At 68.5% G+C, this 18,048-nt stretch carries 12 protein-coding genes; 7 read left to right on the top strand and 5 right to left on the bottom strand.

Annotated elements, in window-relative coordinates:
• Positions 1 to 237 precede the first annotated feature (237 nt).
• Positions 238 to 2,415, top strand: a complete 2,178-nt coding sequence (locus tag G6N66_RS11385; protein ID WP_085235282.1) for an acyltransferase family protein — start codon at positions 238 to 240, stop codon at positions 2,413 to 2,415.
• Positions 2,416 to 2,436: 21 nt separating this feature from the next.
• Here the strand turns inward: G6N66_RS11385 and G6N66_RS11380 are convergent, their stop codons facing one another.
• Positions 2,437 to 3,432, bottom strand: a complete 996-nt coding sequence (locus G6N66_RS11380) for an NAD-dependent epimerase/dehydratase family protein (protein ID WP_085235281.1) — start codon at positions 3,430 to 3,432, stop codon at positions 2,437 to 2,439.
• Positions 3,433 to 3,486: 54 nt separating this feature from the next.
• Positions 3,487 to 4,869 carry a nucleotide sugar dehydrogenase gene (locus G6N66_RS11375; protein ID WP_085235280.1) on the bottom strand — a complete coding sequence of 461 codons (1,383 nt, stop codon included), beginning with the start codon at positions 4,867 to 4,869 and terminating at the stop codon, positions 3,487 to 3,489.
• A gap of 215 nt (positions 4,870 to 5,084) precedes the next feature.
• On the opposite strand from G6N66_RS11375, the gene G6N66_RS11370 reads away from it, so the two are divergent.
• Entirely contained in the window at positions 5,085 to 5,897 is an 813-nt protein-coding gene (locus tag G6N66_RS11370) for an alpha/beta fold hydrolase (RefSeq protein ID WP_085235279.1), read from the top strand.
• Positions 5,898 to 5,909: 12 nt separating this feature from the next.
• Here the strand turns inward: G6N66_RS11370 and G6N66_RS11365 are convergent, their stop codons facing one another.
• Complete coding sequence (locus tag G6N66_RS11365; RefSeq protein ID WP_085235278.1) at positions 5,910 to 6,737, bottom strand: TylF/MycF/NovP-related O-methyltransferase; 828 nt, start codon at positions 6,735 to 6,737, stop codon at positions 5,910 to 5,912.
• Positions 6,738 to 7,051: 314 nt separating this feature from the next.
• Between G6N66_RS11365 and G6N66_RS11360 the strand changes: the two genes are divergently transcribed.
• Positions 7,052 to 8,692, top strand: a complete 1,641-nt coding sequence (locus tag G6N66_RS11360) for a GMC oxidoreductase (protein ID WP_085235277.1) — start codon at positions 7,052 to 7,054, stop codon at positions 8,690 to 8,692.
• A 59-nt stretch (positions 8,693 to 8,751) separates the two neighbouring features.
• Here G6N66_RS11360 and G6N66_RS30030 read toward each other — a convergent pair whose 3' ends face one another.
• A complete protein-coding gene (locus tag G6N66_RS30030) occupies positions 8,752 to 12,135 on the bottom strand; it encodes a PE family protein (RefSeq protein ID WP_085235276.1) in 3,384 nt (1,127 codons plus the stop codon).
• 203 nt (positions 12,136 to 12,338) lie between these two features.
• Complete coding sequence (locus tag G6N66_RS11350) at positions 12,339 to 13,328, bottom strand: Gfo/Idh/MocA family protein (RefSeq protein WP_085235275.1); 990 nt, start codon at positions 13,326 to 13,328, stop codon at positions 12,339 to 12,341.
• A gap of 110 nt (positions 13,329 to 13,438) precedes the next feature.
• Here G6N66_RS11350 and G6N66_RS11345 point away from each other — a divergent pair, with 110 nt between their 5' ends.
• The 4 genes from G6N66_RS11345 to G6N66_RS11330 all read left to right on the top strand — a co-directional run bounded on the left by G6N66_RS11345 (position 13,439) and on the right by G6N66_RS11330 (position 18,026).
• Positions 13,439 to 14,254 (top strand): glycosyltransferase family 2 protein, encoded by an 816-nt coding sequence (locus G6N66_RS11345; protein WP_085235274.1) that lies wholly within the window; start codon positions 13,439 to 13,441, stop codon positions 14,252 to 14,254.
• Between the two features lie 46 nt (positions 14,255 to 14,300).
• A complete protein-coding gene (locus tag G6N66_RS11340) occupies positions 14,301 to 15,950 on the top strand; it encodes a GMC oxidoreductase (protein ID WP_085235273.1) in 1,650 nt (549 codons plus the stop codon).
• A gap of 82 nt (positions 15,951 to 16,032) precedes the next feature.
• A complete protein-coding gene (gmd, locus tag G6N66_RS11335; protein ID WP_085235272.1) occupies positions 16,033 to 17,055 on the top strand; it encodes a GDP-mannose 4,6-dehydratase in 1,023 nt (340 codons plus the stop codon).
• 8 nt (positions 17,056 to 17,063) lie between these two features.
• Complete coding sequence (locus G6N66_RS11330; protein ID WP_085235295.1) at positions 17,064 to 18,026, top strand: GDP-L-fucose synthase family protein; 963 nt, start codon at positions 17,064 to 17,066, stop codon at positions 18,024 to 18,026.
• Positions 18,027 to 18,048 lie beyond the last annotated feature (22 nt).

Below are 18,048 nucleotides of genomic sequence, written 5' to 3'. Positions count from 1 at the left end.
CGCGCCCCGGCTCAGCCGCCCAGCAGCATAACCCGGTCGCCGCGCCGTCGAACTGGAAGCCGAAATTTCAGCGCTCACAACAGCCGAAATGGCGGGCGAGTCCTTCCTCTATATATGGCGGCGTTCGCCAGCGGTCGACAGTGGGCGGAATCGGCACGGCCTGATCGACACATGTGTGATAATTCCTCGACTCGAGAACGCGTCTTCTTGCCAGCTCCTCTTATCAGGTAGGTCACCGTGCGCCAGGCCGACAGCGTCAGCCCTACCGCAGAAGTGCAGCGCCCGCGCCCGCCGTCCAAGGATTTCCGCCCCGACATCGAGGGCTTGCGCGCCGTGGCGGTGGTGGCCGTGGTGCTGTTTCACGCCGGCATACCCGGAGTGGGTGGCGGGTTCGTCGGCGTCGACGTGTTCTTCGTCATCTCAGGGTTTTTGATCACCGGGCTGCTCTGGCGAGAGGTGAGCAGCACCGGGACCGTGGGGCTGCGCCGCTTTTACGGCGGGCGGGCCCGCCGGCTGCTGCCGGCCTCGGCGCTGGTCGGCATCGTGATCATGCTCGGCGTGGCCGCCCTGACACCCGTGTTGCAAGCCCGAAGCATCATCATCGACGGCATCGCCAGCGCGTTGTACGTCAGCAACTACCGGTTCATCCTGCAAGGCGTCGACTACCTGGCCGCCTCCGCGCCGCCCTCGCCGTTTCAGCACTACTGGTCGCTGGGCGTCGAGGAGCAGTTCTACCTGGTGTGGCCGCCCCTGATCATCGGCACGGCGTGGCTGATCCGGCGGGTCAGCCGGCGCTCCAGGGCCGAGGCGGCGTCCTCGCAGCGCCCGTATCTGGTGGTCCTGGCGCTGGTCGCGGCGCTGTCGTTTGCACTGTCACTGGTACTCACCCGGGTGATGCCGCCGGCGGCGTTCTTTTCGCTGCCCACGCGCGCGTGGGAGCTGGCGGCCGGGGGCCTGGTGGCGCTGACCGCCGGCCAGTGGTGCCGGCTACCGTCCCGAGTCGCCGCGGTCACCGGCTGGGCCGGACTGGCCCTGGTCCTGCTGGCCTGCACCCGGTTGAGCGAGACCACACCCTACCCGGGTACCGCCGCGCTGTTGCCGGTGCTGGGCACCGCGCTGGTGATCGGCGCGGGCTGCGCCATCCCCGCTCAGGGCGTGGGCCGCGCACTGGGGTTGTGGCCGATGCGGGCGATCGGCCGGGTGTCCTACGCGTGGTATCTGTGGCACTGGCCGTTGCTGCTGGTGGCGCCCGCGTCGGCGACCGGCCATTCCCTGTCGCGTTCGCTGACGGCGATCGTGGTTTCCCTGGTGCTGGCCGTGCTGACGTCGCGCTTCATCGAGAACCCGCTGCGATTCGCTCCCTCGCTGCGCCGGTCGGCCAACCGCAGCCTTGCGCTGGGCGGCGCCGTCACCGCGATCGCCGCCGCCGTGGGCGTCGCGCTGCTGCTGTGGATACCCGCCCCCGTCGGCCGCGGCCCGGCGGCCCCGCCGCTGACCATCGCCGCGGCGACACCGCCCACCGGCTCGGATCTGGCGGCCTACGACGTGGCGGTCCAGCACGCGTTCGCTCAGGTGCAGGGCGCGGTCGCGGCGTCCGTCGGGCTCAAGGCCGTGCCGTCCAACCTGAACCCGCCGCTGGCCGACGTGGCGGCCCAACTCAAGGGCCTGTTCTTGGGCGGCTGCCTGCGCACGTTCTACCAAACCGGGCAGCCCGAGTGCGCGACGGGCGACACCGCCTCGGCGACGCGGGTGGCCCTGATCGGTGATTCCGACGCCGCCATGTGGAGCCCGGCGCTCCAGCAGGTCGCCACGCAGCGGCACTGGCGACTGGAAACCATGGCCAAGGCCGGGTGCCCCCTGCTGGACCTGCCCCTCATCAATCCCGCGCTGCGCCGCGAGTACACCGAGTGCGATCAGTGGCGCGGTCAGATCATGGCCCGGCTGCAGGCCGAGCACCCGCGGCTGATCGTGCTCAGCATGACCCGCCGATACGGCGCCGGCCGGCTGCTGTCCGGTTTCACCTCATACGATTCGGCGTCCATCGACAGCCTGAACCGTCTGGTCAAGCAGCTGCGTGGCACCGGCGCGCAGGTGCTGGTCCTCGGACCGATCCCGGATCCGCTGGCGCTGGCGCCGAACTGCCTGTCCGTCCACCTCGATGACGCGACGGCCTGCTCGCCGCTGCGGTCCAAGGCGGTGAATCAAGCCGGCATCGTCGCCGAGTCGGCCGCCGCCAAGGCCGGCGGTGGCCAATACGTCGACCTCACCGAGCTGTTTTGTACCGCCGAACGCTGCCCGGTCATCGTGGGCAACACCCTGGTCTACATGGACGAGACGCACATAACCCTGTCGTACTCGAGGGTGCTGGCGCCGGTGCTGGGTGCGCTGGCCGACCGCGCGCTCTTCCCCGGCTGACGGCCACCCGAGGACGAACGGCTAGTCCCCGGCGGGTAGCTCCAGGTACCACGGGTTGGCGCGCGCCCACTCGATGGTGCGGCGGATGCCCTCCTCGACGTCGACCTGAAGGCGCCACCCCAGCTCGCGCTGGGCCTTGGTCGAGTCCGGGATGCGACGCGGGATGTCCTCGTAGCGCTGGCCGTAGCGCGCCGCGGTGTCGACGGCTTCGGCGCACGACACCCCCTCGACGTTGGCGATCTTGATCGCCAGATCGACGGCCTCGCCGATGGTGGTCTCGGTCATGCTGCCGATGTTGAAGGCCTGACCGATCGCCGCGCTGCTCTCGGCAGCGAGCAGGGTGCCGGCGATGGCATCGTCGACGTAGGTGAAGCACCGGGTCTGATTGCCCGAGTCATAGAGCAGCGGCTGGCGGCCGTTGAGGATCCGGTGAATGCTCTGCGAGATCACGAAGATCGGGTTCTGCCGCGGGCCATACACATTGAAGTAGCGAACCACCGTCACCGGGAGTTGATGGGCGGCGTGCATCGCGAAGACCAGATGCTCGGCCATAGCCTTGCTGGTGCTGTAGCTCCAGCGCGCCGTTTTGGTCGAGCCGAGGACGCGGTCGTCGTCCTCGGCCCACGGCGGGTTGGGGTTCTTCCCGAACACCTCGGACGTGCTGGCGAACACCACCCGGGTACCGTGTCGGTGGCTGAGCTCCAGGACGTTGCGGGTGCCGATCACGTTGACGTCGAGGACCCGGAGCGGATCCTGCATGTAGTTCTTGACGCCGACGACGGCGGCGAGGTGGAAGACCGTGTCGACGCCGGGCGTCAGCGCCTGTGCGAGTGCGCCGAGATCGGTCACGTCGCCCTGCACGAACCGGAAGTTGGTATGCCGGTCGAAGTCGATGCTGGTGTCGCGGGTGTTCTTGGCGTAGTCGAACACCGTGACCGAGTCGCCGCGGCCCAGCAGTGTGGAGACCAAATGCGATCCGATCAACCCATAGCCGCCCGTCACGACGACATTAGCCATATTCGCTCTTTCGTTTTACGTGTGCAGGGGGTGACGTGCAGCCCGCCCGATGGGCTAGCGTCCGATCCCTTTGTAGACGAAGCCGGCGGCGCGTGCCGCGGCCGGGTCGAAGCTGTTCCTTCCGTCGAGGAACACACACTTGGCCGCCGTCAGCTCCGCGAGCCGGGTCAGCGGGATCTGGTGGAACTCGCGGTGCCCGGCGAGGACCACCAACGCGTCGGCATCCTTGACCGCCGACTCGATGTCCGGGGTGAGCGGGATGCTGGTGACGGTGGGAGCTTCCTCGTCCGGCACCCAGGGGTCGTGGATCGACAGGTCACAGCCCGACTGCTCGAGCAGGGCGACGACGTACTTGGTCGGCGTGAGTCGGCAGTCCCCGGTGTTGTTCTTGAACGCGATGCCCAACACCGCGATCTTGCTGGTCTCGATCGCCTTGCCCTGATCCGCGAGAAGCTGCGTGAGCAGCCCGTACGTGTAGGACGGCATCGTGTCGTTGACCGTCCTCGACGTCCGCGGGATGCCCAGCTCCAACCCCAGGGTCTGCCCGAGATGGTTGACGAACCACGGATCCTTGGTCAAGCAGTAGCCGCCGACGCCCATGCTGGGCCGCAGGATGTTGACGTTGTGGGTGCCCTTGGGCATCGAGTTGGCCGCGTCGATGACCTGCAGCACGTCCATGTTCAGCCGGTCGCACACCTTGGCCAGTTCGTTGGCCACCGCGATGTTCAGATCGATCCAGAGGTTGTCGGCGAGCTTGACCATCTCCGAGGTCCGCGGATCCTCGACGACAATGGACTCCACGCCCAAGGCGTGCCGCCACAGCATGGAGCAGGCGCGGGCGCTGCGCTCGTCGACGGCGCCGACCACGACGGGGATCGACGTCAGCTCGCGGATGGCCTGGCCCTCGGCGAGCCGCTCCGGGCAAAACGCCAGCCCGAAGTCCACCCCGGCCCGCAGACCCGACGCCTCTTCCAGGATCGGCTGAACGATCTTTTCGGTGGTGTCGGGCGGCACCGTGCTCTTCAGGATGACCAGGTGGCCGCGATGCAGGTGCTCCCCCACGGCCCGCGCCGCCGCCTTGATGTCGTCGACGATGGGTTCGTAGTCCGGGCCCAGCGGCGTCCCGACGGTGACGATGACGAAGTCGTTGTCGGCGACGGCGCCGAAACCGGTGGTGGCGCGCAGCCGGCCGACGCGCACGTTGTCCGCGACGAGTTCGCCGAGCCCCGGCTCGGGCACGGTCGTCTTGCCCAGGTTGATCTCGTCGACGATGGTCTGTCGCACGTCGATCCCGGTCACGGGCCAGCCGCGATCGGCGAGCACCGCACCGATCACGGTGCCGATGTAGCCGAACCCCACCACCGCGATGCCCGACCGCATGCCGCGGACCAGCAGATCGACCTCAGCGTCGCTACGCCCGAAAACGCCGTCAGTCATCGAGGAACCCCAGCCCTTCAGTCCCCCGTGCGCGTGCTGTGACTGAAAGCGGCGACCTCCCACCCCCGCTGACCCGTTCAGGAGTCTAATCCAACGCCCCGTACCACCGGCCCGGAATCCGCAAGTTCGGGCGGGCACCCGGACCGCCATGCGACTTCGGGCGAATTGATTCGGACCGGGCCACCGCGGCGAGGACCGCTGCTAAGGTCGCCTCCATGGACCTGTTCGTGCGCGAATCCGGTCCGGTGGGGGCACCCACGATCGTCTTCCTGCACGGCGCGTTTACCAGCGGCTGGTACTGGGACCCGGTGGTCGAGCGGATGCCGCAATACCGCTGTCTGGTCCCCGATCTGCCGCACTACGGCAAGAGCTTCGAGCAGGGGCCATTCGAGATGGGCCGGGCCGCCACCGCGGTCGCCGAACTCATCCGCTCCCGCACCGACACCGGCCGCGCGCACGTGGTGGGCTTTTCACTCGGCGCCCAGGTGGGGGCGCAGCTGCTCGCGACCGAACCGAAGCTCGTCGAACGCGCGGTGCTGTGCGGGACCATCCTCAACCGGGTGCCGCTGGCGCATCTGACGCCGCGGCTGTTGGCGCTGCCCGCCCGCAATTCGCTGTATCGCCGGATGGTGCGCCGCTATCGGACCGCCTGGCAGGCCGTGGTTCCCGCGGAGCATCTCGACGACTACCGCGAGGACGTCCGCCTCAACACCACCGAGCAGCTCGTCGACGTCACCATGGCGTCCGCGGGGTTCACGCTTCCCGAGGAACTCGACAAAGCCGATACGCCCACCCTGTTCCTGGCCGGCGCCAAGGAGATGCCGTTCGTGCGCCGCTGGGCCGCGGCGCTTGCGCAGCAGATGCCCAACGGGGTCGACCGGGTCGCGGCCGGCATGCCCCATGACTGGCCGGCGCGCTTCCCGGACCTGTTCGTGCGCACCGTCGACAGCTGGCTCACCGACAGGGCGCTGCCGCCCGAGATCGCCCTGCCCAAGTCGCCTAAGCCGGCTAAGCCGGCGCGCCGCTGATCGACCCTTGCGTCACTTGCGCCAGAATGCGCCGCAACCGTCGATGTCGACGATCTCCGCGGAGATGCCGTGTTTCTCGCGGTACGCGAGGACGGCCGCGCGGCACCCCTGCAGCACGTAGTCGTCGATGATGCAGAACCCCCCGGGGGACAGCCGCGGGTACAGCGCGTCGAGCGCTTCCATCGTTGATTCGTAGAGGTCGCCATCGAGCCGCAACACGGCGATGCGCTCGATCGGGGCGGTGGGCAGCGTGTCCTTGAACCAGCCGGGAAGAAAGCGGACCTGGTCGTCGAGCAACCCGTAGCGCTGGAAATTCGCCCGCACTTCGGCTTCCGGCACCGCCAGGATGCCCGTGTAGATCTCGGGCATCAGCCATCGATTCAGTCGGGCGCGCAGCCCGGCGCTGTCGTTCGGGGTGTCCGGCAGGGGCAGGCCCGCGAACGAATCGGCCAACCACACGCGCCGCGTCTCATCCTCATAGGCCGCCAGGACGGCGCGCATCAGGATGGCCGCACCGCCGCGCCACACTCCGCATTCGACCAAATCGCCGGGGATCTCCTCGGCCAGTGCCGTCTCGACGCAATGCTGCAGGCTGGTGAGCCGCTGCATCCCGATCATCGTCTCGGCTTCCGCGGGCCAGTCCAGGCCGAAGTCGCGCTTGCGCTGACCGAACGGGTTCTTGCGCATGAACAGCGGGGCGACGGTGCTGTAGGTTTTCACCAGCAGTCGGCGCCGCAGGGACCAATCGGCGGGCATGCGCTCGCGCATCCCGTATCGGGTGAGTTCGCGGCGGGTCCGCTCGAGGTACTCGGATCGGGCGTCGCGATCGGTCGCGGTCACAATGCTCCTATCTCGCGTGCCGGTGCTCCCGCCGATGAGCCGGGACGCCGTCGATGTGGTGTCCCGCGAAAGTGCAGATGTGGCATCGCGGAACCCAGCCCTTCAGTTCCCCGTATGCGTTCGACGAGCGAAAGCGGCGGCCTCCCGCCCCCGCTAATCCGATCGGCAGTTTAATCGAATGCCCGCACCGCCGACCTGGAATCCAAAAGTTCGGACAGGCACCCGATCGAGGTGGTTGGATCGCGAGGGGCAACCCGGTTGGACGCGGGGCCCGCCATGCATCGGTGCACAGAGTCGACCGCTGAGGAGCACGATTGGCTGACGGCGATCTGAGCGCGCGCGAGGCCGAACGCGTGCTGTGGGACGTGATCGTCGTGGGCAGCGGCATGGGCGGCGGGATGCTGGGCTACTCGCTGGCCCGCTCCGGCCGCCGGGTGCTGTTCGTCGAAAAGGGCCGCTCGACCCTGCCCGGGACCGCGGGAACCATTCGCGCGGCCATGCCCGAGCTGGCCGAACCGCGGGCGTACCGTTCCGCGGCAACGTTCTACGACGCGTTGGCCCGCGCCGGCCGCAGCACCGACGAGATCGAAGACATCAGCCGACGCTTCTCGAAGCGGTTCGTGCCGACCATCGGCAGCGGCACCGGCGGATCCTCGGCCCTGTACGGCATGGTGTGCGAGCGGTTCTTCGCTCAGGATTTCACCCCCCGACAAAACTTCCGCGACCCCGGGGATTCCACGGTGCCGGAGGCCTGGCCGATCACCTACGACCAGCTGAGCCCGTGGTACGCCGAGGCCGAAAAGCTGCTCGGGGTTCGTGGTCAGCCCGATCCCCTGCGCCCCGAGGCCGCCGCGGTCGGCCTGCCCGCGGCGCCGCCGTTCTCGACGGATAACCAACCGTTGGTCGACTATCTGACCGGTCGCGGGCTGCATCCCTACCACCTGCCGATGGCCTGCGAGTACGCCGAGGGGTGTGCCACCTGCCAGGCCTATCTGTGCCCCCGGCCGTGCAAGAACGACGCCGCCCGCAACGGCGTGTTGCCGGCCGTTGCCGAGCACGGCGCCCAGCTGCTGACCGAGTGCCGGGTCGTGCGTCTGCAGGCGGACCGCACCCACGTGCAGCAGGTGATCGCCCAGCATCACTCCGGGACGCTGGCGCTGCAGGCCAAGGTGGTGGTGCTGGCCGCCGGCGCGTTAGCGACGCCGCTGTTGTTGCTCAACTCCCGGTCGGGTGACTGGCCGGCCGGATTGGCCAACGGCTCCGACTGGGTGGGCCGCAACTTGATGCGCCATCTGCTCGAGCCGATCGAGGTCTGGCCAGACCCCAAGCACAAGATCACGGCGGCCAACAAGGAAATCGGGCTCAACGACTTCTACTTCTACGAGGGGCAGAAATACGGCACCGTGCAGTCATTCGGCGAGATACCGCCCATCGAGTGGCTGGCCAACCGCCCAGGCTGGCGAGGTGGGGCGATGCGCGTGCTGGGCCCCGCCGCGCGCCGGATCTATCGGCGGTTCGTCACCGGCGGGCTGGTGCTGGCCGCGATCATGGAAGACCTGCCGTACCTGGACAACCGCATCCTGCCGTCGAATCGACCCAGCGCGGATGCCCGCCAGCGGCTGCGAATGCAGTATCGGTTACACCCCAGCGAGCTCGAGCGCCGCGCAACGTTCGTGCGGCAGCTGAAGGAGCTGTTGCAGCCGTTTCGCACGCTCAGCCTGGGCAGCGGCAAAGACAACACGAACCTGGGTCACGTCTGTGGCACCTGCCGCTTTGGCGCCGATCCCAAAACCAGCGTGCTGGACCCCCAAAACCGGGCGCACGAGGTCGCCAACCTGTACGTGGTGGACACCTCGTTCTTCCCGTCCAGCGCCGGCCTGAACCCCAGTTTGACCGTGGCGGCCAATGCCCTGCGGGTGGCCTCGCACGTCAACCAGGCGCACTTCCCCACGTGACCCGGCGCAGCATCGACGCCGGCGTCTTGCCCGGTGGCTTCGTTTAGGCGGCGCCGCCGTTACCCGGGGTTGCCGGGGTTGCCGGGAGTGGCGGTTCCGGATCCCTTGGTGGCGCCCAAACCGCCGGGTCCGCCGGCGCCGACGGGGGTGCCGGCCCCTCCGTCGCCACCATCGCCTCCGGTGGCGTTGGCCGGCGAGGAAGTGTTCTGGATACTGCCGCCGCCGCCGGCGCCACCCGCGCCCCCCGCGCCGCCGCTGCCGCTGGATCCGTCCCCACCGTCACCACCGGTGGCGTTTCCGATTCCGTTGCTCACCGCACCGCCGCCAGCGCCGCCATTGCCGCCGTTAAAGCCCTTGCCGCCGGCGCCACCGGTACCGCCGGTGATATCCCCGGTCCCGGCATCGGTCACCGAACCGCCGACACCACCGGTACCGCCCGTGCCGGCGGCGCCACTCGAGGCGCCGCCCGCCCCGCCGGTACCGCCGACGGCGCTCACCGTGGAGAAGCTAGAGGTGATTGAAATGCTGCCGCCCACGCCACCTGCCCCGCCATTGCCCATACTGGCGGCGCCGCCGGTCCCGCCCGAGCCGGCGGTGACCATTCCCGTTCCGGCCGTGGTGACTCCACCGCCGGCCCCACCGACGCCGCCGGTCGTGCCATCACCGCCGATCCCGCCATTGCCGCCGATGGCGTCGCCGGTGGAGACGCTCGACGTAATCACGCCGAAGCCACCGGCTCCGCCGGCGCCACCGACACCGTTGGTGGCATTGCCGCCGGCGCCACCCATCCCGCCCGCGACGGTTCCGGTTCCGGCCGTGGTGGCGCCACCACCGGCGCCACCGGCACCACCGGGGTTGCCGCTCCCGCCGTTACCGCCGTTCCCGCCATTGCCGCCGGTGGCGGTGGCCGGGTTCAAGCTGCTTGAGATGACCGCGGTGCCACCGACACCACCGGAACCACCGGCACCACCGGAGGGGCCGCCCGCGCCGTTCCCACCGGCACCCCCGGCGCCACCGATGGCGTTTCCGAAGGTCGCGGCGCTCACCGCACTGCCGCCGGCGCCGCCACTGCCACCGTTGAAGCCGTTGCCGCCGAGGCCACCAGCGCCGCCGGTAGCGTTACCGCTCCCGACGGAGCTCGCCGCACCGCCGACGCCGCCCGCCCCGCCGGTGCTCGCGGCGCCGGTCGCGGCGCCGCCCGCCCCGCCGGCGCCGCCGACGACGTTGGCCGAGGAGTGGGTCGAGTTGATGACCGCGGTGCCACCGGCCCCACCGGCGCCACCGATGCCGATACCGGCGGTGCCACCGGCGCCGCCCGCGCCGGCGATGGGGGTCCCCGTTCCGTAGGTGGTGGCTCCCCCACCGTTACCCCCGGCGCCGCCGAAGTTTCCATTACCGCCGTTGCCGCCAACGCCGCCGACGGCGGCGACCGACGAGGAATCGCTGTAGATAACCCCGACGCCACCGGCACCACCGGCGCCGCCGACGCCGTTGCTGGCGGTGCCGCCGTTTCCGCCCGCCCCCGCCGCAACGGTGCCCGTTCCGTAGGTGGCGGCTAGACCGCCGGCCCCACCGATGCCACCGAAGACGCCGTTCCCGCCGGTCCCACCAACGCCGGCGGTGGCGGTGCCAGAAGAGTTGCTGCTGTAGATGATTCCGGCGCCGCCGGCACCACCGGCGCCGCCGACGGCGCCGCTGGCGGAACCGCCCCCGCCGCCCGCGCCGGCCACCACGGATCCGGTTCCCTCGGTGGTGGCCAAGCCACCAGCCCCACCGGCACCAGCGAAGACGCCGTTCCCGCCGGTCCCGCCCACGCCGGCGGTGGCGGTTGCCGAAGACGAAGTGTTATAGATAACCGCGGTGCCACCGGCCCCACCAGCGCCGCCGGCGCCCCCGGCAACGTTGGCGCCGTCGCCGCCGTTGCCGCCCGCGCCGGCCGTGACGGATCCCGTTCCGGCCGTGGTGGCCAGACCCCCGGCACCGCCGGCACCGCCGGAGCCGCCGCTGCCGTCGCTTCCGTCTCCGCCGGCACCACTGGTGACGCTTCCGCTTCCGTAACCCACCGCAGTACCACCGGCGCCGCCACCGCCGCCGTTGAAGCCGGAACCGCCAGCCCCGGCGGTACCGCCGGTGGTGGTGCCGGTTCCTTTGTTGATCACCTCTCCGCCGGCGCCGCCCAGCCCCCCGGTGCCGGTGGCGCCGGTCGCGGCGCCGCCCGCTCCGCCGGCGCCACCGACGGCGTTGATCGCGGAGTGGCTGGAATCGACGATGAGGACGCCGCCGGCGCCGCCGGTCCCGCCGATGCCGCTGCTGGCGGCGCCACCCACGCCACCCACGCCGGCCGTGGCCGCTCCCTTGCCATACGTGATGGCTTCACCACCGGTCCCGCCGGTCCCGCCGATCCCGGTGCTGGCGTCGCCGCCCGCACCACCCGCGCCGGCCGTGACCGCTCCCGTTCCGTGTGTGATGGCCGCACCACCGGTTCCGCCGGCGCCACCCGAGGTGCCGTCTCCGCCGTTCCCGCCGATCCCGCCGACGGGGTTGGTCGCTTTGGAACTGTTCGAGACGAGCGCGGCGCCGCCGTTGCCGCCGTTACCGCCGTTACCAAGGCCGGCGGCGTCGCCGCCGTTACCGCCATTGCCGCCATGCGGTTGGGAGACACCGCCGTTACCGCCGTTACCGCCGTTACCGTTGCCGGTGGCGTCACCGCCGTTACCCGCATTGCCGGCCACCCCAGACCCAAAGGCCATCCCGCCGTTGCCGCCGTTGCCGCCGTTGCCGTTGTCAACGCCGGTGCCGCCGTCGGCGCCCTGACCGCCATTGCCGCTGTGGCTGAAGAACTTTCCGCCGAGGCCACCGGCGCCGCCGTTGCCGCCGTTTTGGCCGTTGCCGCCGTTGACGCCCGATACGCCGTTCGCGCCGGACCCGCCGTTGCCGCCGTTGCCGCCGTTGCCCCAGAGCCGCCCGCCGCTGACCCCGTTACCACCATTCGCGCCGGTCCCGGCCGCGCCGTTGGCGCCGTTAGCGCCGTTGCCCAGCAGCGCACGCCCGGTGAACCTCAACCAGGGCGACAACCACGTGCCGACATAGGTCCAGTCGGCGGGATTCAAGATGAGCTCCAGCCGAGCCAAAATGTTCCCCGGGCTGAAGGCCGCCGAGTTGGCCACCTCGGCGGCGGCATACATGCCCCCGCTCGCCCCCAGGGCCTGCGCGAACGAACTGTGGAACTGGCCGACCGCCGAGCTCAGCGCCTGAAATTCCGCGCCATAGTTGCCGAAGAGCTTCGCGATCGCCGCCGAGACCTCGTCCTGGGCCGCGGCTAACAGCGACGTCGTCGACGGTGCCGCGGAGCGATAGGCCGCGCTAATCGTCTCCTGGAGTCCGGCCAGATCCGAGGACGCGGAGGCCAGGGCGTCCGAAGTGGCGATCACGTAGGAAGACATATGGGTTCCAACCCCCGATGAGACAACGAGTGATTAGGCCGTACGCTACGCGCGTCAAATTAAGTTTGAGGTCCGATTCCGAAAGCTCGGACCATACCAATAGCACGATTCTGTGACTGGTGCGACAGCAGCGACTCGAGGTGCCAGGTGTGCCGCGGTGAGGCTGTGTTGGCTGTCGAGGAGCCAGTCTGAGCCATGGGGGCTCACGCCGGCTCGCGGAGCGAGAGGCCGGCGGCGCGATACATCGCGTCGATGACCGTCATGTTCTCGACCGCTTCGTCCGGTGTCGTCTTCACCGGTTCACCGCGCAGCACGGCCGCGGCGAAAGCGTCGAGTTGAAACGCATAGGTGGGACGCAACGTGAAGTTTTCCACCCGCCTTCCCTTGGCCGTTCGGACCGAGAACCGCTGGAACGGCAGCAGCGGATGGAGCCGCAGCTCGCCGCGGTCGCCAACCACCTTGACGGTCAGGCGCGGTGGATCCGTCGACCACATCGAGCAGTGGATCCGGCCGGTGGGCCCGCCGGCAAACCGCAACTGGGCCGTCATCACCCGGTCGACCTCGGGGCCGTGCAATTTGGCCTGCGCCGAAACGACTTCCGGGGTGGAACCGCCGTACCTGCGCACCATGTCGACCGCGTAACAGCCCAGGTCCATCAACGCACCGCCGGCCATGCCGTAGTTGTAGCGGTTGGTGGAGAACTTCGGCATCCAAAAGCACCAGTGCCCCTCCACCCGCTCGATCGTGCCCAGCTCGCCCGAGGCGATGATCTCCTCGATGCGCGCCGCACACGGGTGATAGCGGTAATGGAAGGCCTCCATCACCACCCGGTCCGACTTCGCCGCCAGTTCGGCGATCTCGCGGGCCTCGGCGGCATTGGCGGTGAACGGCTTTTCGCACAGCACGTGCTTGCCGGCGTCCAACGCGGCGCGCATCCACCTGCCGTGCAGCGCGGGCGGCAGCGGAATGTAGATCGCGTCGATCTGCGGATCGTCGAGCAGCGCGTGGTAGCTGTCGTGCACCCGGGCGATGCCGTGTTTGGCGGCGAAGGATCGCGCGCGCGACACGTCGCGCGCGGCCACCCCGGCCACCACAACCTCGTCGTTTCCCCGCGCCGGCTTGATGAGCACCGTCGGCGTGATGCGGGCGGCCCCCAAGATGCCGATCCGCACCGGGGTCGCGGGTCCAGACACGGACGGGATGCTAACACCCGGGCCGCGGGGGCCCCGAGCGTTCGAGCCAGCGTCGTTGTTTGACGAATCGGCGTGCGGACTTTTCTGCTGTTGCTAACGTGAGGCGCGCCATGTCCACACCAATGTTTTCGATCATCATCCCCACCTTCAACGTGGCGGCGACCCTGCACGCTTGCCTGGACAGCATCGTCAAGCAGAGCTGCAGCGACTTCGAGGTGGTGATCGTCGACGGCGCCTCGACGGACAACACGCTGGACATCGCGAACAGCTACGCCTCGACCCTCGGCGCGCGACTGGTGATCCACAGCGGCCCCGATCAAGGGATCTACGACGCCATGAACCACGGTGTCACCATGGCCACCGGGGCGTGGTTGCTCTTCCTCGGCGCCGACGACACCCTGTACGAGGCGGACACCCTGGCCCGCGTGCGCGACTTCATCGACGCACATCAGCCCAGCGATCTGGTCTACGGCGAGGTGATCAGGCTCTCCAGCGGGTCAGCCTTCGGCGGCGAGTTCGACCTTGACCGGCTGCTCTTCGGGGCCTGCATGTGCCATCAGTCGATCTTTTACCGCCGCGAGCTCTTCGCCGGCATCGGACCCTACAACCTGCGCTACCCGGTGTGCGCCGACTGGGACTTCAACATCCGCTGCTTCTCCAATCCGGCGCTGGCGATCCGGTTCATGGACATCGTCGTGGCCCACTGGAACGACGTCGACGGGTTCGGCCAGCAGGTGGTGGACAAGGAATTCAAAAAGCGGCTGCCGAAGCACTTCGGGCTATCGGCCCTCCAAGTACTTGGCCGAATCCGGATGACCCTGAGCCAAAAGGAAGCCCGGCAAGCGGCGTGGACCGTGGTGCGGCGGATGCCGTATGTGGCATATCAAGCGCGCAAGGCCAAATCGAAGTCCGTTCGGCCCTCCTAGCTCCGAGTCATGCACGATCCGCTACACCGAGAGTGAGGAACTCGATTTGGCTGACGGCGATCTGAGTCCGCGCGAGGCCGAACGTGTGCTGTGGGACGTGATCGTCGTGGGCACCGGCATGGGCGGCGGGATGCTGGGCTACTCGCTGGCCCGCGCGGGCCGGCGGGTGCTGTTCGTCGAAAAGGGCCGCTCGACGCTGCCCGGCACACCGGGAACGATTCGCTCAGCGATTCCCGAACTCGCCGAACCGCTGGCGGCCCGTTCGGCAGAAACCTACTTCGATGCCTTGGCCCGCGCCGGACGCAGCACCGACGAGATCGAAGACATCAGCGGTCGCGTCCCGAAGCGGTTTGTGCCGTACATCGGCGCCGGCACCGGCGGCTCCTCGGCCCTGTACGGCATGGTGTGCGAACGATTCTTCGTCCAGGATTTCACCCCCCGCCAAAACTTCCGCAACCCCGGCGATTCCACCGTGCCCGAGGCCTGGCCGGTGACGTACGACGAGATGAGCCCGTGGTACGCCGAGGCCGAAAAACGGCTGGGGGTGCGCGGCGCACCCGATCCGCTGCGCCCGGAGGCCGCCCACGTCAATCTGCCTGCCGCGCCGCCGTTTTCGGCCGATAACCAGCCGCTGGTCGACCACCTGACCAGGCGCGGACTGCACCCCTATCACCTGCCGATGGCCTGTGATTACACCGACGGATGTCCCACCTGCCAGGCCCATCTTTGTGCGCGGTCGTGTAAGAACGACGCCGGCCGCAACGGCGTGCTGCCCGCCGTGACCGAACACGGCGCCCGACTGCTCGACGAATGCCGGGTGCTGCGCCTCGAGGCCGACAGCACCCACGTCCATCAGGTGATCGCCCAGCGGCACTCCGACATGCTGGCTCTCAAAGCCAAGGTGGTGGTGCTGGCCGCCGGTGCACTGGCCACCCCGGTGCTGTTGCTCAACTCCCGCTCCGGGCAGTGGCCGCGCGGCCTGGCCAACGGCTCCGACCTGGTGGGACGCAACCTGATGCGTCATCTGATGGACTGGATCGAACTCTGGACAGAACCCGGCTGCCAGATCACGTCGGAAAACAAGGAAATCGGGCTCAACGACTTCTATTTCTGGGACGGGCAGAAATACGGCACCTTGCAGTCGGCCGGCGCCATGGCGAATTTGGCATCGATGGACATGTTCACCAATCAGCCTGGCTGGCAGTCGAAGGTGCTGCGCATGATCAGCCCAGCGGTGCGGCCGATCTACGATCGCTTCTTCAACGGTGGGCTGGTGCTGGCCCCGATGTTGGAAGACCTGCCGTACCTGGACAACCGCGTGCTGCCCAGTGAGAATCCCGCCGCGGACAACCGCCAACGGGTGCGGCTGCAATATCGTTTGCACGCCAACGAGGTCGAACGCCGCGGGATGTTCATCCGCCAGATAAAAGAGGTGCTGAAGCCGTTTCGCACGCTCACACTGCGCACCGGCGCGAACAACTCCACCCTGGGCCATGTCTGCGGCACGTGCCGCTTCGGCGACGATCCCAAGACCAGCGTGCTCGATCCGCACAACCGGGCGCACGAAGTCGACAACCTCTACGTGGTGGATGCGTCGTTCTTTCCGTCCAGCGCCGGCTTGAATCCCAGTTTGACGGTCGCGGCCAACGCTCTGCGGGTGGCCGCGCACATCAATCAGGCGCATTTCGCCAGCTGACCACGCGTTTACGTGATGCCCTTGCTCGCCGTTGTGGCAGAGTGATACGACCGAGCAATTCATCTGTGGAAGTGGGAATTCAGTGAAGCGAGCGCTGATAGCCGGGATCACCGGGCAGGACGGCTCCTATCTTGCCGAACTGCTTCTGAGCAAGGGTTACGAAGTCCACGGCCTCATCCGTCGAGCCTCGACGTTCAATACCTCGCGCATCGATCACCTCTATGTCGATCCCCACCAAACGGACGCGCGGTTGTTTTTGCATTACGGCGACCTCACCGACGGGACCCGTTTGGTCACCCTGCTGAGCACCATCGATCCCGACGAGGTGTACAACCTCGCGGCGCAGTCGCACGTCCGGGTGAGCTTCGACGAACCCGTGCACACCGGTGATACCACCGGCATGGGATCGATCCGGCTGCTTGAAGCCGTCCGGCTGTCAAAGATCGGCTGCCGCTTTTATCAGGCGTCCTCGTCGGAGATGTACGGCGCGACGCCGCCCCCGCAGAACGAGCAGACACCGTTTTACCCGCGCTCCCCCTATGGCGCGGCGAAGGTCTACTCATATTGGGCGACGCGCAACTACCGCGAGGCGTACGACCTGTTCGCGGTCAACGGAATCTTGTTCAATCACGAATCACCGCGGCGCGGCGAGACTTTCGTGACCCGAAAGATCACCCGGGCCGTGGCACGCATCAAGGCGGGGGTGCAGTCCGAGCTTTTCATGGGCAATCTCGACGCCGTCCGCGACTGGGGCTATGCGCCCGAGTATGTCGAGGGGATGTGGCGGATGCTGCAGGCGCCCGAGCCCGAGGACTACGTGTTGGCGACGGGGCGTGGTTACACCGTGCGCGAGTTCGCCCAGACCGCCTTCGACCATGTCGGCCTCGACTGGCAGAAGTATGTGAAATTCGACGAGCGCTATCTACGGCCCACGGAGGTGGACGCACTCATCGGCGACGCCTCCAAGGCCGCCCAATCGCTCGGTTGGAAGGCGTGCGTGCACACCGCCGAACTCGCGCGGATCATGGTCGACGCCGACATGGCCGCGCTCGAGTGCGATGGCACACCGTGGATCGACAAGCCGATGCTGCCCGGTTGGAGCTGAGCCACACGATGGAAGCGTCACTTGGCGTCCTTGACCGCGGCGCGCCGGTGTATGTCGCCGGACATCGAGGGCTGGCCGGGTCCGCGCTGGTTCGCAGGCTCGCGGCGGAGGGATTCACCAATCTTGTTGTGCGGTCACACAATGAACTCGATCTGACGGACCGGGCCGCGACATTCGATTTCGTGATGGACGCACGGCCTCAGGTCATCATCGACGCCGCCGCGCGGGTCGGCGGCATCATGGCCAACGACACCTACCCCGTCGATTTCCTGTCCGAAAACCTGCGGATCCAGGTCAACCTGCTTGATGCCGCCGTCGCCGCCCGGGTGCCGCGCCTGCTGTTCCTCGGTTCCTCGTGCATCTACCCGAAATTCGCGCCCCAGCCCATCGAGGAGGGCGCGCTGCTGACCGGCCCGCTGGAGCCGACCAACGACGCCTACGCGATCGCCAAGATCGCCGGCATCCTGCAGGTCCAGGCGGTCCGGCGGCAATACGGCCTGGCGTGGATCTCTGCGATGCCCACCAACCTGTACGGGCCGGAGGACAACTTTTCCGCCGAGGGTTCGCATCTGGTGCCCGCGCTCATCCGCCGATACGAGGAGGCAAAAGCCAGCGGAACGCCGACGGTGACGAACTGGGGCACCGGAACTCCACGGCGTGAGCTCCTGCATGTCGACGATCTGGCGAGCGCGTGCCTATTCCTGTTGGAAAACTTCGACGGCCCCAATCACGTCAACGTGGGCACCGGCATCGACCACACCATCGCAGAAATCGCCGAGATGGTCGCCGCAGCGGTGGGCTACACCGGCGAAACCCGTTGGGACGCAAGCAAACCGGACGGAACACCACGCAAGCTGCTCGACGTGTCGGTGTTGCGGTCGGCGGGATGGCGGCCCGAAATCCCGCTGCGGGCCGGCATCGAGGCAACGGTGGCGTGGTATCGCGCGCACGCAAACGCGGTGCGGAGATAACCCCGGCGACGGCAGGACGGGC

It is taken from the genome of Mycobacterium conspicuum (genome assembly GCF_010730195.1).
GTDB lineage: Bacteria > Actinomycetota > Actinomycetes > Mycobacteriales > Mycobacteriaceae > Mycobacterium > Mycobacterium conspicuum.
This window is presented reverse-complemented; position numbering and strand designations above follow the sequence as displayed.

Excerpts from the sequence above, each read along its gene's own strand:
- G6N66_RS11380 (WP_085235281.1), bottom strand. The coding sequence starts at position 3,432 with ATGGCTAATGTCGTCGTGACGGGCGGCTATGGGTTGATCGGATCGCAT.
- G6N66_RS11375 (WP_085235280.1), bottom strand. The coding sequence starts at position 4,869 with ATGACTGACGGCGTTTTCGGGCGTAGCGACGCTGAGGTCGATCTGCTG.
- G6N66_RS11370 (WP_085235279.1), top strand. The coding sequence starts at position 5,085 with ATGGACCTGTTCGTGCGCGAATCCGGTCCGGTGGGGGCACCCACGATC.
- G6N66_RS30030 (WP_085235276.1), bottom strand. The coding sequence starts at position 12,135 with ATGTCTTCCTACGTGATCGCCACTTCGGACGCCCTGGCCTCCGCGTCC.
- G6N66_RS11345 (WP_085235274.1), top strand. The coding sequence starts at position 13,439 with ATGTCCACACCAATGTTTTCGATCATCATCCCCACCTTCAACGTGGCG.
- G6N66_RS11330 (WP_085235295.1), top strand. The coding sequence starts at position 17,064 with ATGGAAGCGTCACTTGGCGTCCTTGACCGCGGCGCGCCGGTGTATGTC.